Source organism: Vibrio sp. L85, from assembly GCF_963871815.1.
Taxonomy (GTDB): Bacteria; Pseudomonadota; Gammaproteobacteria; order Enterobacterales; family Vibrionaceae; genus Vibrio; species Vibrio harveyi.
Map to the genome: position 1 here is coordinate 114,969 of NZ_CAWMYL010000176.1, position 14,582 is coordinate 129,550.

General features: G+C 43.5%; 17 protein-coding genes. 8 read left to right on the top strand and 9 right to left on the bottom strand.

Features of this window, described 5'->3' with window-relative positions:
- Positions 1–47 precede the first annotated feature (47 nt).
- The 4 genes from AACR11_RS17955 (at position 48) to AACR11_RS17970 (ending at position 2,716) form a co-directional block, all read left to right on the top strand.
- Positions 48–566, top strand: a complete 519-nt coding sequence (locus AACR11_RS17955; RefSeq protein ID WP_029790073.1) for a cysteine hydrolase family protein — start codon at positions 48–50, stop codon at positions 564–566.
- Between the two features lie 154 nt (positions 567–720).
- Complete coding sequence (locus AACR11_RS17960) at positions 721–870, top strand: hypothetical protein (RefSeq protein ID WP_009696272.1); 150 nt, start codon at positions 721–723, stop codon at positions 868–870.
- Positions 871–882: 12 nt separating this feature from the next.
- Positions 883–2,097, top strand: a complete 1,215-nt coding sequence (locus tag AACR11_RS17965; RefSeq protein ID WP_029790074.1) for an MFS transporter — start codon at positions 883–885, stop codon at positions 2,095–2,097.
- Positions 2,098–2,284: 187 nt separating this feature from the next.
- Positions 2,285–2,716 (top strand): YccF domain-containing protein, encoded by a 432-nt coding sequence (locus AACR11_RS17970; RefSeq protein WP_005433505.1) that lies wholly within the window; start codon positions 2,285–2,287, stop codon positions 2,714–2,716.
- A 110-nt stretch (positions 2,717–2,826) separates the two neighbouring features.
- Here the strand turns inward: AACR11_RS17970 and AACR11_RS17975 are convergent, their stop codons facing one another.
- The 4 genes from AACR11_RS17975 to AACR11_RS17990 form a co-directional block, all read right to left on the bottom strand.
- Positions 2,827–3,477: a hypothetical protein gene (locus AACR11_RS17975; protein WP_029790075.1), complete on the bottom strand. Its 651-nt coding sequence runs from the start codon at positions 3,475–3,477 to the stop codon at positions 2,827–2,829.
- Positions 3,478–3,563: 86 nt separating this feature from the next.
- Positions 3,564–4,520 (bottom strand): hypothetical protein, encoded by a 957-nt coding sequence (locus AACR11_RS17980; protein WP_009696275.1) that lies wholly within the window; start codon positions 4,518–4,520, stop codon positions 3,564–3,566.
- Positions 4,521–4,669: 149 nt separating this feature from the next.
- Positions 4,670–5,611 (bottom strand): LysR family transcriptional regulator, encoded by a 942-nt coding sequence (locus AACR11_RS17985; RefSeq protein ID WP_029790076.1) that lies wholly within the window; start codon positions 5,609–5,611, stop codon positions 4,670–4,672.
- Between the two features lie 464 nt (positions 5,612–6,075).
- On the bottom strand, positions 6,076–6,537 hold the full coding sequence (locus AACR11_RS17990) for a TetR/AcrR family transcriptional regulator (RefSeq protein ID WP_029790077.1): 462 nt from the start codon (positions 6,535–6,537) through the stop codon (positions 6,076–6,078).
- A 528-nt stretch (positions 6,538–7,065) separates the two neighbouring features.
- Between AACR11_RS17990 and AACR11_RS17995 the strand changes: the two genes are divergently transcribed.
- The gene (locus tag AACR11_RS17995) at positions 7,066–7,365 is read left to right on the top strand and encodes a YfcZ/YiiS family protein (RefSeq protein ID WP_029790078.1); all 300 of its coding nucleotides are present in this window, start codon (positions 7,066–7,068) and stop codon (positions 7,363–7,365) included.
- Positions 7,366–7,437: 72 nt separating this feature from the next.
- On the opposite strand, the gene AACR11_RS18000 is transcribed toward AACR11_RS17995, so the two are convergent.
- Positions 7,438–7,710: a YnjH family protein gene (locus AACR11_RS18000; RefSeq protein WP_005453446.1), complete on the bottom strand. Its 273-nt coding sequence runs from the start codon at positions 7,708–7,710 to the stop codon at positions 7,438–7,440.
- 147 nt (positions 7,711–7,857) lie between these two features.
- Here AACR11_RS18000 and AACR11_RS18005 point away from each other — a divergent pair, with 147 nt between their 5' ends.
- Positions 7,858–8,457, top strand: a complete 600-nt coding sequence (locus AACR11_RS18005; RefSeq protein WP_005453444.1) for a hypothetical protein — start codon at positions 7,858–7,860, stop codon at positions 8,455–8,457.
- Positions 8,458–8,582: 125 nt separating this feature from the next.
- Here AACR11_RS18005 and AACR11_RS18010 read toward each other — a convergent pair whose 3' ends face one another.
- Complete coding sequence (locus AACR11_RS18010; protein WP_029790079.1) at positions 8,583–9,689, bottom strand: 1-acyl-sn-glycerol-3-phosphate acyltransferase; 1,107 nt, start codon at positions 9,687–9,689, stop codon at positions 8,583–8,585.
- Between the two features lie 192 nt (positions 9,690–9,881).
- Here AACR11_RS18010 and AACR11_RS18015 point away from each other — a divergent pair, with 192 nt between their 5' ends.
- Positions 9,882–10,490, top strand: coding sequence for a hypothetical protein (locus AACR11_RS18015; RefSeq protein ID WP_009697130.1), 609 nt, complete (start codon positions 9,882–9,884; stop codon positions 10,488–10,490).
- Positions 10,491–10,557: 67 nt separating this feature from the next.
- Here AACR11_RS18015 and AACR11_RS18020 read toward each other — a convergent pair whose 3' ends face one another.
- Both AACR11_RS18020 and AACR11_RS18025 read right to left on the bottom strand, forming a co-directional pair.
- Positions 10,558–11,040: a hypothetical protein gene (locus AACR11_RS18020; protein WP_005453441.1), complete on the bottom strand. Its 483-nt coding sequence runs from the start codon at positions 11,038–11,040 to the stop codon at positions 10,558–10,560.
- Positions 11,041–11,066: 26 nt separating this feature from the next.
- Complete coding sequence (locus AACR11_RS18025; protein WP_009697132.1) at positions 11,067–11,588, bottom strand: nicotinate-nicotinamide nucleotide adenylyltransferase; 522 nt, start codon at positions 11,586–11,588, stop codon at positions 11,067–11,069.
- A 210-nt stretch (positions 11,589–11,798) separates the two neighbouring features.
- Here AACR11_RS18025 and nadE point away from each other — a divergent pair, with 210 nt between their 5' ends.
- On the top strand, positions 11,799–12,629 hold the full coding sequence (nadE, locus tag AACR11_RS18030) for an ammonia-dependent NAD(+) synthetase (RefSeq protein ID WP_029790080.1): 831 nt from the start codon (positions 11,799–11,801) through the stop codon (positions 12,627–12,629).
- 117 nt (positions 12,630–12,746) lie between these two features.
- On the opposite strand, the gene AACR11_RS18035 is transcribed toward nadE, so the two are convergent.
- On the bottom strand, positions 12,747–14,564 hold the full coding sequence (locus tag AACR11_RS18035; protein ID WP_017819339.1) for a hybrid-cluster NAD(P)-dependent oxidoreductase: 1,818 nt from the start codon (positions 14,562–14,564) through the stop codon (positions 12,747–12,749).
- Between the last annotated feature and the right edge of the window lie 18 nt (positions 14,565–14,582).

Here is a 14,582-nt window from a genome sequence, read left to right on the forward strand (position 1 = left end):
CTCCCATACCAAAGCAATACATTCACTGAAAACAAAAGGAAAACACCATGAGCCAAGCAGCACTTCTTGTTATCGATCTACAAAACGACTACTTCCCAAACGGTAAATTTCCTCTATGGAATACAGAAGCAACACTAAACAACATCAAGAGCGCAATTGCTAAAGCGAATGAGAAAAATATTCCTATCATTCATATTCAGCACATTGCGGATCCGGCAATGGGTATTGCACCTTTCTTTAATGAGGGATCCGAAGGTGCTGATATTCACCCTGAGATCTTAGCGCTGGCGCCGAGTGCAGATGTAGTTATCAAGCACTTTGCAGACAGCTTTGAGCAAACAAACCTTGAAGAAGTGCTGCAAAAACATGGGGTAACAGAACTATTGGTATGCGGTATGATGACGCAAAACTGTGTCACTCATACTGCGATTTCTAAAGTGGCAGAAAAGTATGATGTCTCAATTCTTATGGACTGCTGCACAACGGTTGACGAAATGATCCACAACATTGCCTTACACGCAGTCTCTACCCGCGTCCCCCTAATAACTGCAGAACAAAAGCTATAAACGAAATATTATAGAGGTATGCATAGAACGCATACCTCTATTCACTTTTTGTAATTTGTCTCGCTAGACAATTATCTCTACACTTCGCGCTCATTTTTCTACTTGAGCGCAATGCATGCTTTTTTCTCAATCCATTTTCGCTCAGGTGCTGAGAATGTCCGTCATGTTGGGGCTATCTTTAGTTATCGTCCATCACTCTCCTAGGTTGCTGGAAATATTAGCAGAGCAAGCCATCAACAGCGGCTGTCACCAAACCACAGGCGACGGCGAGCATCATGATCATTCTCATCACCACCATCATTAATAAGAGCAAATTATGAGTATTTTCCGATTTCCAATTCTTGTTTGGCTTGGAATAGGGATTTTGATTATTTGTCTAGGGATCAGACAATCTTTCGGCATTTTCATGATGCCAATTTCAGACTACTTTCACACTGGTCGCGAGTTCTTTAGCTTTGCTATTGCATTGCAAAACTTGTTGTTTGGTGTGTTCCAACCGTTTGTTGGTATGGCTTCAGATCGTTGGGGCGCGAAGCGTATTATCATTTTAGGTGCCATTTCTTACGCTTTGGGTCTCTACCTGACTTCTATCGCAGTTGAACCAGCCATGATGTACCTGTCACTTGGTGTTTTGGTCGGTTTTGGTCTGAGCGCGACCAGTTACGTGATCGTGCTAGGTGCCGTTGCAAAGGTCGTCCCTGCGCAACATGCTGCGAAAGCATTTGGTTTGACAACAGCCGCAGGTTCATTCGGTATGTTCGCCATGATCCCAGGTGCCCAAGCGCTGTTGAGTGATTTTGGCTGGCAAGGCGCGCTTCAAGCATTCGCTGTACTGTGTAGCTTTATGATCATGTTTGCACTGTTCATGAGAACGGCGAAACCACAAGCGAGCAATGCAACTAATGCTCAAGAAGACACACAAACTCTAAAAGAAGCATTGAAAGAAGCCTTTTCACATAAAGGCTATTGGCTAATCCATGCTGGCTTCTTTGTTTGTGGTTTCCACGTAATGTTCATCGCGACTCACCTGCCGAGTTACTTAGCCGATAAAGATTTACCGGCATCAACGGCGGCAATGGCGCTAGCGTACGTCGGTATTTTCAACATCTTTGGCTCGTACTTCTGGGGTGTAATGGCAGACCGCTTTAACAAGCGTCATGTTATGTCTGCACTTTATTTGATGCGCACAGTCGTAATCGGTGCTTTTGTGACGCTACCTGTCACCGAACACACCGCTGCTATCTTTGGTGGTGCAATTGGCTTTTGCTGGTTAGGCACAGTGCCACTGACTTCCGGCTTAGTTCGTCAAATCTTTGGAGCTCGTTACCTTTCCACCTTGTATGGCTTGGTGTTCTTTACGCACCAAGTAGGTAGCTTCTTAGGAGCTTGGGTTGGTGGTCGTATTTACGATTACTACGGTTCGTACGACCCAATCTGGTGGTCAACCGTTGTATTAGCATTTATTGCAGCACTGATTCACCTGCCAATCAATGACAAGCCAGTCCCTCGCTTGAACTTAGCTACTGCCTAACCTGAAAGGCTCTCGACATTTCTCCTTGAGAGCCTTTTCTTTACTCCATCTCATGCGGTCTAGTACCTGTATTAAATCTGTGTTCTCATCAATGATTGCTTATTTAAGATAAAGTGTGTCCATTCATCCTCTGTTAAGATTCGTGTGACATACTTAACACAACGCTATAAATCAAAAAGGGTTTTAAATGAGAACACTCGGCAACATCATCTGGTTTGTATTCGGTGGCGTATTCATGGGTTTGCTATGGTGGTTCTTTGGACTTCTAGCATTCATCAGCATCATCGGCATTCCATGGGGACGCGCTTGTTTTGTAATGGGGAACTTCTCGTTCTTCCCATTCGGTAAAGAAGCAGTCTCACGAGATGAATTAACCAATGAAATGGACATAGGCACGAGCCCACTTGGTGTCATTGGTAACGTAATTTGGTTTGTGTTTGCAGGTATCTGGTTGGCAATCGGTCACGTACTTTCGGCCGTAGCGTGCTTTGTCACCATCATCGGCATCCCGTTTGCCCTTCAACACCTGAAACTTGCGGTTATCTCTCTAGCTCCGATCGGTAAAACAGTCGTGACAACAGAAGAAGCAGCAATGGCTCGCTACAATATCAATCGTTAATATACTAAACCCTCTAAGCTTCCGGCTTAGAGGGTGATTCCCGTCAAGAGCAACCCCATAATCGCCACTGCGTATTCAATCATCGTTGATTGTATGTTCATATCGACTCCTTAAAAGTTGAAGTTAACGCCTAGCTCCACACTATTTTCTTCACTTACCTTCGTGGAACCTGGAGAGACTCTATGTTCACCAAATGTGTATTTCACGTAAGGTTCAACCCACTTTGGTTTTAATGTAATTCGCACTTCATGGTTTGTACGATGACCGCCCTCCGTGAGCTTTTTATCGTAGTTATAAGCATAGCCGAGGCTGACAAATTCAATTGGTGTATAACTTGCCCCGATGGTGTTTCTCCATTCTCTTGTTGTATTTTCGAATGCCGGAAATGACTTACCAATAGCACTTTTTCTCCATTCGTGAGAGCTATTGGCATAAACCATCCAATCTTCACCCAACGCTGTTCCAGTAAATACGCCGGCGTCATACACATCAAACAAATCAGCACGTCCGTAACTCACAAAAGCCTCGGTATAAAACTGTCCCAGCATGACACCATATCCAGTCCCAAGTTCTAGGTAACCAGTCGAGTCGATTTCCGCTGAAATATTCCACTCTTCCGTTGCTTGTAAGTAGCCGCTGGCAGTGACAATCCATTCATCATCTGTATTGGATACGTCCAATCCAAACTCTGGCATTTTATAGTCAGCGGAAAAACACGGGACAGCAAAGAGCGCGCAAAGCAATGTCAAAGATTTATTCATTGGGGAGACCTGTGAAGAAGAGTTAAAACAAAAAAGGAGCCACTTTATTCAAGCGGCTCCTTGCTACTTACCCTTATGCGATTAGCTTACGAACGCTCAACGCGGTCGCGAATCGCTCTTTTTATTTGCTGACGTTGCTCTTGTGACAGAGATTGAACCTTTTGTTTCAGCTCTGCACGCTGTTCTTTGGTTAACTCATTTGCAGGAAGATTTACTGGACCTTCGATCGGGTGACCAATTTCCGGCTCGATTGGGTTAACTGGCGACGGCAGTTCAATTGGATGCATTGGCACACCTTCAATTGGATGGCTAATATCCGGGCGGTTCGTAACACCTGCGAATAAACGACCATCTTCATTACGGAATACGACTTCTGTACCATCTTCTAAGCGTACGATGTAGTTATCACCCTCTTTTGAAGTGTGTCCGACAACCTCACCGTCTTCATTTCGAATCTCACTACCATTAACGGTGTAAGAGGCACCCGAATCACCGACGGCAATGTTTATCGTGTCTGTTTCGTCTTTACTGATAAACACATGGTTGCCATTATCACCAACGATAACCGCAGCGCCTTCAAGCTCGATGATGTCACCATATGTAGGAACAACGCCGCCTCCGTAACCAGGATCTACATCTTCTTCAATAGGATGCTCGATCTTAGGTTTTACCTCTTCGACTACTAGACGACCATCGTCAACAGATAAGTGAATAAAGCCTTTGTCATTCACAAACACCAATTCATTATTGCGAACTTCAATGTTACCAACTACGTTACCAGAAGCGTCTTTCACCACATCGCCGTCAGTGAAGTACAGCTCACCGCCAACGTTGAATACGGTGTTACCTTCTACGCCGCGAATAGCTACTGTGTTGTATTCGCCGTTGTCACCTTGAATTGCCATGCCATCAAAGTGCTCACCTTCGAAGGTTTGTACCGATGCAACTCCTGCAGGCTCACTTGGGGAGTCCGAAGAACCAGATGATGAACAACCGGCTAGAAAAGACGCTGCGATAACTGCACTTAGTAATTTAACTTTCATGATTTACTCTCTTAATTTGTCGAAATTCAGGGCTGCCTCTTGCAGATTCAGTGGACTCCCTGCCCGATGAAGAGAAGTATATTGAGCGGTGTTTTATTGCTCTAATCGCTTATAAGAAACCCGCCATTAACGGCGGGAACCGATGGTTATTATTGTTCTTGAGGGCGTTCGAGGTGACTAATGATCACTTCGGTCACGATATTACGTAACCAGTGCACGGTTTCGTTGCGACGATTCTTATGATGGAAGTAAGCGTGCAAACACGGTTCTATCACCATGCCATCCAACTCAATATCCAACCTACGTAGCTTATAAAGTTTATCGACATTGACGGTTTTTGATGCAGGAAACACCATATCTGAGTTTGCGACTACGTCGATGATGGCTGATGGAAGCTCTGATCTAAAAGCAATTTTTGGCTCTACCCCTTTAATTTTCATGATCTTTTCTGAAAAAGAAATGTTCGAGTTCCAGTCAGCAGCGATGACAGTTGCAAATTCTAGATCATTGCAATCAGATATCTGCAGTCGGTGACCTTGCAGAGGATGATCTTTTCGCACATAAGCACAGAATTCATCTTTAACGATCATTTTAGTCAGAAGCTCTTTGGGTGCATGGTTTATTTCGTAATTAACTCCTAACACAACTTCGTCCTTGATGATCTCTTCCATGGTTGAGCGAGACCAATTCAGCAAATGAATTTGGACATGAGGGGCAGCTTGCCTGATGGCTTGAAAGATCTCACTCGCGTAAGAACTAAGAATAAATGGTGCCAGAGCGATCTTTACCGTGCCGTTCATTTCCAATGGGTTAAATGCCTTGGAACCATTTAACGTTATGGAAATATCATCCAACAAAGGCGCTAAGCTCTCTGCAAGATCATTGGCATATTCGGTTGCTCGCAAACCATGGTGAGTTTTCACAAAAAGCTCATCTTCAAAATGATCACGCAATCTTTGTAGCGCTTTGCTCACGGCGGGTTGGGAAACAAACAAACGTTCAGCAGCGCGCCGCATATTGCGCTCTTGATGAAGAATGATGAATGTCCTGAGCAGGTTTAAGTCAAGAGTTGAGAATAGATCTTTAGCCATGTTCCACTTCGTTAATAACTTGAGGTTATTATTCAGCATAAGAACAGATTGGCGCAGTTTCCAACCGAAGTGCATGAATTCTTTGCGCTCGATAACTCTCTATGACACAAAAATAACAAAACAGACAGTAAGATTATTTTGAAAAAAGGAATAAATGACGACGCAAATTTGTAAATGAACTCATCGTCTGACGCCATACATACATTACATTCCTGCTGTCAATGTATGAAGATCTTCGACTCGATAGGCAGCAAAGAAAAGAGATGATGGGGTGAAGTCTAGAGGAGATAGGAAAGGTTAATGCCATCAAACATGCTGCGTTTAATGAGAAAGATAGAAAGCAAAAACGTTGGCTAAACACCAACATAAAGAAATTAAAAGACCTGACTTCAAACACTTTGAAATCAGGTCTAAACATACTCAAGAGCCAAACAGCCTCTTGGTTTTAGCTATTTACTGTGGTGTTACTTGCTCATTTGGATCAATGAGCGACCAATCAACCACTCTAGCTCTTTGTCACTGCCTACGCCAAACTGGCTCTCAGCCATTTTGTACAAACGATCAATGCCGTTTGCCGCAAACTCGTGCGCGCTCTCAGAAGTAACAATATGGTGGAATAATAGACGCAAAATCGCTAAGAATTCAGAGTCTTCTAGAGCCGTGATCCAGCTCTTTGAAAACGCTTCTAGACCTTTATCGAATTCTAGATGTTCAACGAACATTTTGAAAATACGACCGTCTAAAGCGGCGGTAAAGTCCGTTTTCTTAGGGAAATGGTGGCTAATACCTGTACGCGATACACCTGTCTGCTGGCTTAACGTGGTGTAAGACATTTTGTCATAACCAAGTCTCAGAAGCTGATCAACAACGGCATCCATGATCTTCTGGATAGTGATTTCGGTATCTTCTTTACTACGCTTTGGCATATTTTAAGCTCTTCTCTTTGTAAATCCATCTAACTCACAATTAAATGAGGCCAGAATGAAAATCATCCTCAGCATTATGTACTGTATACCTCAAACATCAAAGTTAGAGGACCAATCATAACTAAACTGCACTGCGTAACGTGCAATTTACAGTGATATTTCTGTCAATACATGTGACTCAAAATATGGCGAAAAGTCCACTCCATCAAAACCTTGCACCAAATCATTCATCGAAACTATTCTCAGGCTAAGAATGATAATTATGTAAAAATAATTAATCCGGAAATAGTCTTATAAATTGAACCCCAGTTCAACTCACCTGACAGAAATCTCACGAATATCTAGGTTAATTGATTTTAAATATTGATACATATCACACTAATTTCCTTAAGGAAGTTCTAATAAAATTAGTTAACCCTCCATTAACAACATAGCATACTGTCCTTTTTTTATCCAAAATCATTCATTTTTGTAGATAGAGATCAAATACCTGATAGAATACTGACAGTATTTACAAGAGGATTCGTTATGAGTGTCGGATTAGAAGAAAACCAAGTATGTGAAGCTTGCGGTTGCGCTGGTGAAATGGGTTTTATCATCAAAGAAGGCGACGATGTCGCTGACGTAACGATTTTCGCAGAGACTAAAGCAGCACTTGAAGCTGAGTTGGCGAAATACATCGAACTAGCAAAACAAGTTTGTGCAGGCGTTGAATACAACGTTTCTGAACTAACGGAAGATTCGAAAGAGCTTACTGCTCGATTCAAATTTGAAGTAAGCGCTGAAAAGCTAATCTTCGAACTTAAGACTCGCTCTCTAGCGCGTTAATCGTCGATATTTCATCGTTAGATAGGTAAAAGCGAGCATCCAGCTCGCTTTTTTGATCTCTGATGAACCTATCTATTTCTTGTCTTTCTGAAACACAACCCACTTCAACGAGCCATTAGTTTCAAAATCATTTTCATCGGTACACATCAGTAGCACCCCATCTACGTTTAGCACTGCCCCAGTAGTGTAGGCTTTGTCGTCATAGTAACAAACACGCTGCCCTAGCTTACCGTCTGCCACCACTAACGCTTTTGAATCTGGCGTACTATAGGATTTCGCCATCGCAAAACTTGATAAAACAGCAGCAACGCTTGCAAGCAAAACAGAAATCGATCTTACATTCATGAATATCCCCTTAATGAAGAGCCATAAAACTAACAAAGAAGTGCTTTCAGTTCTTGGCAGCATCTCATATTCTTGAGACATGGATAGGTAGCAGCCCCCCAAGCTTTACGTTATCCTTTTCTCGCTTTTACCAATACTGTGGCTGCTATGCGCATTTTTCCTCTTTTATTAGCTCTGGTGTTTTTCTCGAGCTCTTCTATCGCTTACGAGCTTGATTACTATGCTAAATTCGGTCATACCGACAACTACGGTAATATCGATCTCCGCAACAAGCCCTATACGACCCTACCTGATGGTCTTGTCGTAAAAGGAAACCTCAATATTTCCCAGACACCGATTACTAAACTTCCTAAAGGACTCGATGTTCAAGGCAGCCTTGAAGCAACGAATAGCGCCCTCAAAACGATAAGACCAGGAGTTAAAATTAAAGGCTATGCAAATTTACTTGGTAGTAAAGTTGAACGCTGGCCTCGCGGTGTAAAACTGGGTGGTTATTTGAATTTAACCGATACCCCGTTAGCTAACCTACCAGCAAGACTAAGAGTAAAAGGCGACTTGAGCGTCATTCGGACACCATTGACCGAACTACCAGAAGGATTGGTGGTGGATGGTAACCTCTATATAGGAGGTTCAAAGGTCACAACATTTCCTGACACCATGACAGTCAAAGGCAACATCTTCTTGGGAGGAAATCGAGTGACAAAGTGGCCAACGAATTTGACCTTAGGCGGTGCGGTTGCACCATAAAAGTAATTGAAGTGAGGAACGAGCTCAGAATCTAACAAATAACACGCCTGAGATAGATTCCGATTAGGTCCCGTTCCTCGCAATTGAATGTCCATTGCTACTTCGCGCAATGGACAATAGCAAGGTTATTCTTGGTTATTTACTGGGTTAGCGTAACTTGCAACCAAGTAACTGTGCGCACCTATCGGTAGCTGTTCAAGTTTCTCTTGCAACTGAAATTTTACTGACTCAGTGATCGATTCGTCTTCACGACCCGCAGCGAGCAAGTTGATAGGGAATACGCGGTAGTTATTGTGGATTTGGCGATCGATTTCGTTTGCCAACTCATCCGGCGTCTCGAACTCTTGATCGATCACATCACCAAATGCGACATGCACTTTACCTTTGTAACCCACGATACCTTGGATGATGCTTTCAATATCTTCAAACTCACCTTTTTCATAACTGCCGTTCTCTGCTTTTTCATACAGTTCTTTAGCTTTTGCAATATCACAAGGGTCATTTTGGTAAGAGATAGAAACAGGCACAATCTTCAGTGAACGAGTGTATTCACCAAAGCTGATTTTTTGCTTACGACCTTCAACATGGAACATCTTCAAGATTGCTGGGTCAGTGAAATCATTACCGTCTTTCGCACGACCTTCTTTTTGCGCAATCCAGATTGAGTTACCGGTATCTAAAGAGTGCTTGATATAGCCCGACAGTAGACCAAGCGCTTTCATCATTTCACGTGGTGCTTTCGCAGAACGTTTTACGATGAAGCTCTTGTTGAGCCTCATTAGCTCCGTCGCACAAGGTTTCTTAAGCAGGTTATCACCAATCGCAATACGCACTGTACGGTGGTCTGTTTGGTGTAAACCAAAGTTAACAAGCGCGGGGTCCATTGCGATATCGCGGTGATTAGAGACAAACAAGTACGATGTGTTCTTGTCGAGTTTGTCCAAACCAGAAAAAGTAACTCCGTCAGTAGTCGTATCTAGTGTGTCTTTAAGGTACTTCTTCACTTCTAGCTGAATGGCTTCCACAGAATCCAGTTTACTCCACTTCGCTTTTAAGTAGACACGGATAATCGGACTCATGAGTGTTTTGAACCACGCCGCTTTGTTTGCAAAACGGTGGTTTAAAATCGCACTGATAAACTCATCGTCTTTGATCAGGCGGTCCAGCGCAGCTGGAATTTCTTCGTCGTTGTATGGACGAATTTCAATATAAGGATCGTTATTGGCAGTCATTATTCAATTCATTTCAAAAAAAGCTGGCACATTTTACGCATTGTTTTGCCAACCCGCAGCATTTCAGACCATACTTTTAACATGGTCATACCAGTAGCATTACAATTTCTATTCGCAAAAAAATCTGTTATCCGGTTGGCAATTTAGGGGTTTAGCGTTACCCTTAGCGCCCCAAAAACTCTGGTATTCACAATGAACTACGCAATTGAATTTCACGACGCTAATTACCCTTTTCTTAATGTTGCTGCGCGTAAAAAAGCGCTAAAACACAGCTTACTATCAGTAGTGGAAGGTTTGGCGATCATTAAATTGGGTAAACATGAGTATGCCATTGAACCGGGTCAACACTTCTGGATTCCTCAGGGATGTTTGAGCTCCCTCACCTTTTTACCTAACACACGAGTAACTCGCTGTGACTTCTCTGTGCGCTTAACTGATGCATTTGCTCAACAAGCAGGCTACGTGAAACTACCTGTGTTATTGTCAGCGCTGATTGAAAAGTTGGTGATGACAAAAGCACGCAGCGAACATCAGCTCGACTTGCTAGCGGTTGTGAAACACGAAGTGCTAACACTCAAACCAATGCTTACCAGTTCAGCATTAACGGATTCTATCAATAAGTGGAAACCAGGCTGTGAATCTCAGATTTCCATTGAGCTTTGTCTAGTATTAACGCTTCGAGAAGCACGCAAGATGAAGTTATCCGGCAAAAAACAAGCGGATATCGTTGCGAAGCTATTTAACGACAATGAAGAAGAATACGAACAGCTTTGCTTTTTGGTGTTTGGGGAAGCGCTATAAAGGGTAAGTCGCAATAGAATACAAAAAGGACGCATCAATGTGCGTCCTTTTTATTTTGATTCGAATATTAAAACGGTACTTCGATCTGCATCATCCAATCAGCGTCATAGTATTCATGCCAGCGGTAATCAACACGCATTCGTGGTTCACTGCCGTTCTTGTCACCAAAGCCGATGCTGAACATTAAGCCATGACTTCTCAGCCACTCTTCTGTACTCATTTTGGCTTCATCATCACGCAGTTCTTCTGGCATCCATAACCCGAGCCCAAAATAGTTACTATCTAAATTTTGAGTAAGTATTGGAGAGTCTTCAGACTTAAACGCCCATTGATCCCAGTAACTTTCTGTCGGACCTTCTATCTGTTTTTCTGCGGTATACCAATTGAGCGTATCGATACTAAGAACGCCAACACTGTCAAAGATGTCTTCACAAACTGGCATGGTGTTATCAGCAAATACAACGGAACGATCAGATAAATAGTTACATGCGGAACTCGCCTGTGTTGCCACAAGCATTGCGCATGCACTAAGTACGACGATTCTGACCATGAAAACCTGACCTCTCAGTTCTCAGATTACGATTGTTTATATAAGCCTTCGCTTAGCAATAATTCACTGACCGTTGATGTTGTATACCCGCTAATATCGTTACCTTCGAGCAATGCATTGCGAATATCGGTGCTCCTGATTTTCACTCTCTCAGGGCATGCCATCACAGTCCAACGTTCCGTAATTTCTTCTGCTTTGTAAAATTTAGCAAATTTGAAGAAATTATCAGGACCAATGACAAAAGTTATATCGGCTTGCGTGTGGATTTCTTGAATTTTTTCTAATAACGCAAAAGTCGTCACACTTTGTCCTGGTTGGTACAAAGTTTGCTCAAGGTCTGAGCGTTGAACATTAGAAAGCCCCATGTCTTTAATAAAGGCATCAACCAGTTTGCACCGAATTGGGTAATCCAACATATTTTTGCCCCAAGCGTGTGCAATGCTTGGTTCTAGTAGCACAAGATCAAAGTGGCTCAGTGACTCGATCACACTCTTGTGACCTAAGCTTGGTGGGTTAAATGCGCTGCCAAAAACGGCGATTTTTTTCATATCCGGTGATTACCTGGTTGAAGAGAGTTTTCTAATCCGATGAATTCGGTATGATACTACTAATCTTTAGAGCTTTTTGACACTAAAGCGACGTTTATAGACATCAACTGCATGGTTTGTCGCCATTTGTGAACTATAAACGCCTGCGACAGTATGAATTTATTCACACTCACTTGGTGTCGTACATATTTGCAGGAAAAGGAACCCTAAATGGAACAATCCATCCGCGATGAAATGCGAGTACTCCCTTCTATCGACCCGCATTTCGAAATTGAACGCCGTGTCGCTTTTATTAAGCGTAAATTGCAAGAAGCAGGCTGTAAGTCTCTTGTTCTTGGCATTAGCGGTGGCGTTGACTCAACGACATGTGGTCGCTTGGCTCAACTGGCTGTAGACCAACTAAACGAAGAAGCTGGTGCCAACAACTACCAGTTTATCGCTGTTCGTTTGCCTTACGGCGAACAAAAAGACGAAGATGAAGCACAGCTCGCACTTTCTTTCATCCAACCAACGCACTCTGTATCGGTAAACATTAAAACCGGTGTCGATGGTCTTCATGCCGCTTCTCACATCGCACTTGAAGGAACAGACCTTCTTCCAACGGATGCTGCAAAAGTGGACTTCGTGAAGGGTAACGTAAAAGCGCGTGCACGCATGGTCGCTCAATACGAAATTGCTGGTTACGTTGGTGGCTTGGTTCTTGGTACTGATCACTCAGCAGAAAACATCACTGGTTTTTACACTAAGTTCGGTGATGGCGCGTGCGATATGGCACCACTATTCGGCTTGAGCAAACGTCAAGTTCGCGAAGTTGCAGCAACATTGGGTGCGCCTGAGCAACTCGTGAAGAAAGTACCAACGGCAGACTTAGAAGAGCTTGATCCTCAAAAAGCTGATGAAGATGCTCTGAGTTTAACTTACGAACAAATCGATGACTTCCTAGAAGGCAAGCCAGTATCTCAAGAAGTCAGCGATCGCCTTGTGGCTATCTACAAAATGACTCAGCACAAGCGTCAGCCGATCCCAACGATCTACGACTAAATCACAATTGTGCACGTGAACGATTCGTTTTTAAATCGTTCAGCAATAGATAAAAACGCCGCTAATTTAGCGGCGTTTTTGTTTGCTTGTTACAAGCAGTGTTTATGCTCAGCAACGTTAGTCTGTTAGCGTCACATCCGTTTCTGGAATAGCACAACACGCGAGCACTTTACCCATCGCGCGCTCTTCTGCGCTCAGTGCAGGCACGTCAGGATGCTCTACCTGTCCTGATTCTAATTGAACCTTACAAGCACCACACAAGCCCGCACGACAACTATTGGTAATACTTTGACCGGCATTCTCAACTTGTTCAAGTAACGTTTGTTGGTTGTTACCCATCAACTTAAAGCCGTTGAATTCAATCTCAACACTTTTCTCTGGCTTAGCTTTTGTCGCTGCAACACCAAATGCTTCTTGATGATAATTGCCTTCTGGGAGCCCCTTCTTAAGCAATAGGTTTTTCGCCTTTTGCATAAAGCCGTCAGGACCACAAACAAACACTTGGCGCTGTTCAACATCTTTGATCTGTTTTATGTGAGATAGACTGATTCGCCCCTTAAGACCAAACCAATCTATCGCAGGTTGCGTTAAGCAGATCTTTACATCCAACCCCGGGTGTTGGCGCTTTAACTCGTTTAACTCATCTTTGCATGGAATATCAATCTCGCTGCTGCACTGATGGTAGAACACCACATCATCGAGTTGGTTGTGATCAGCCAAGTAACGAACCATCGACAGCATTGGTGTTACGCCGCTACCAGCAGACAACAGCAATAGAGGCTGAACAGAATGCTCTTTTAGATGAAATTGGCCATCTGGCGTTTCCGCTTCCAGAACATCCCCCACTTGTAGGTTGTCAAGCAAAGCATTGGATACGCGCCCACCAGAAACACGTTTCACCGAAATTGCGTAGCGTCCCGGGCGAGACGGGCTAGATGACAGCGTATAACGACGCCCTACTTTCTTACCGTCTATATCCACTTCAATAGGTAAATGCTGTCCCGGTAAGTACGTTGGTAATTGACCTTTGCTTGGCTCAAGCCACAAGGTGACAAAGTCGCGTGCGATTTCTTCTCGTTCGACACAAGTTAGCGTCATTCGCTGAGGAGAGTTGTCTGGATAGAACTCTGGCTCTTTGTATTCCAGCACTTCAACTTTGTCACCAGAACGAATAATGCCTTCGTTCAGAGCAACAAGGTTTTGACCGAAGAACACGCCCCCACGCTCGTTTGCACGAAACTCTTGCAATGTCTTCAGTGGTTCTTTGCTTTCTCGAAATGTGCCTCGCTGAGTATTAACGGTAGTTAGAATACATCGCTCACATGGTTTTACTGATTCAAATTCCACTTCGCCAATGCGAATACGCTTCCATGAGTCTTCTTCAAATGGCTTGGTATCAGATACCACAAGGTTGGTTCGGAATTGATCCATTGAGTGCAGCTCAGAGCTTCTGCGGTTTAATTCTTCCAGTGATGCCTCACTGATGACAAGTACTGGGTAGCCATCGGCAAAGCTGACGTTGTGACCCAGTTTCTCTCTTATGCGATTTGATTGCTCACCAGTAAAAAGTAACTCGACGCGAAGACCTAATACTTTGCTAAACCAATCATCCGCTTCATCCGTGGTGGTATATGCCGTAAAACTGTCTTTCCAAACCGTTGCAGGTGCTTCCTGCATTTTGAAATCTTGATAGCGAATCTTTAGTGGCTCTTCGCCAAGACTGGTAAACACCACTCCGTCTGGCAACAGCGCGGACTTGATGGTCACCATTTGAGGGAATTTTCGAGCTGTCACCATTGAGCCATCTGACGTCGCAATCATAAATCGACGATCAAAACTCAATCCTTGTTTTTCTACCCAAGCGGAAGATAACGCAACGCCTCCGACGGATTTGACTGGAAAAACATTAATTTGGGACAAAACTGATTGCGACATAGCCTTCTTCCTACAGGT

Coding starts and splice junctions, on each gene's coding strand:
- AACR11_RS17955 (WP_029790073.1), top strand. CDS start 48: ATGAGCCAAGCAGCACTTCTTGTTATCGATCTACAAAACGACTACTTC.
- AACR11_RS17960 (WP_009696272.1), top strand. CDS start 721: ATGTCCGTCATGTTGGGGCTATCTTTAGTTATCGTCCATCACTCTCCT.
- AACR11_RS17965 (WP_029790074.1), top strand. CDS start 883: ATGAGTATTTTCCGATTTCCAATTCTTGTTTGGCTTGGAATAGGGATT.
- AACR11_RS17970 (WP_005433505.1), top strand. CDS start 2,285: ATGAGAACACTCGGCAACATCATCTGGTTTGTATTCGGTGGCGTATTC.
- AACR11_RS17975 (WP_029790075.1), bottom strand. CDS start 3,477: ATGAATAAATCTTTGACATTGCTTTGCGCGCTCTTTGCTGTCCCGTGT.
- AACR11_RS17980 (WP_009696275.1), bottom strand. CDS start 4,520: ATGAAAGTTAAATTACTAAGTGCAGTTATCGCAGCGTCTTTTCTAGCC.
- AACR11_RS17985 (WP_029790076.1), bottom strand. CDS start 5,611: ATGGCTAAAGATCTATTCTCAACTCTTGACTTAAACCTGCTCAGGACA.
- AACR11_RS17990 (WP_029790077.1), bottom strand. CDS start 6,537: ATGCCAAAGCGTAGTAAAGAAGATACCGAAATCACTATCCAGAAGATC.
- AACR11_RS17995 (WP_029790078.1), top strand. CDS start 7,066: ATGAGTGTCGGATTAGAAGAAAACCAAGTATGTGAAGCTTGCGGTTGC.
- AACR11_RS18000 (WP_005453446.1), bottom strand. CDS start 7,710: ATGAATGTAAGATCGATTTCTGTTTTGCTTGCAAGCGTTGCTGCTGTT.
- AACR11_RS18005 (WP_005453444.1), top strand. CDS start 7,858: ATGCGCATTTTTCCTCTTTTATTAGCTCTGGTGTTTTTCTCGAGCTCT.
- AACR11_RS18010 (WP_029790079.1), bottom strand. CDS start 9,689: ATGACTGCCAATAACGATCCTTATATTGAAATTCGTCCATACAACGAC.
- AACR11_RS18015 (WP_009697130.1), top strand. CDS start 9,882: ATGAACTACGCAATTGAATTTCACGACGCTAATTACCCTTTTCTTAAT.
- AACR11_RS18020 (WP_005453441.1), bottom strand. CDS start 11,040: ATGGTCAGAATCGTCGTACTTAGTGCATGCGCAATGCTTGTGGCAACA.
- AACR11_RS18025 (WP_009697132.1), bottom strand. CDS start 11,588: ATGAAAAAAATCGCCGTTTTTGGCAGCGCATTTAACCCACCAAGCTTA.
- nadE (WP_029790080.1), top strand. CDS start 11,799: ATGGAACAATCCATCCGCGATGAAATGCGAGTACTCCCTTCTATCGAC.
- AACR11_RS18035 (WP_017819339.1), bottom strand. CDS start 14,564: ATGTCGCAATCAGTTTTGTCCCAAATTAATGTTTTTCCAGTCAAATCC.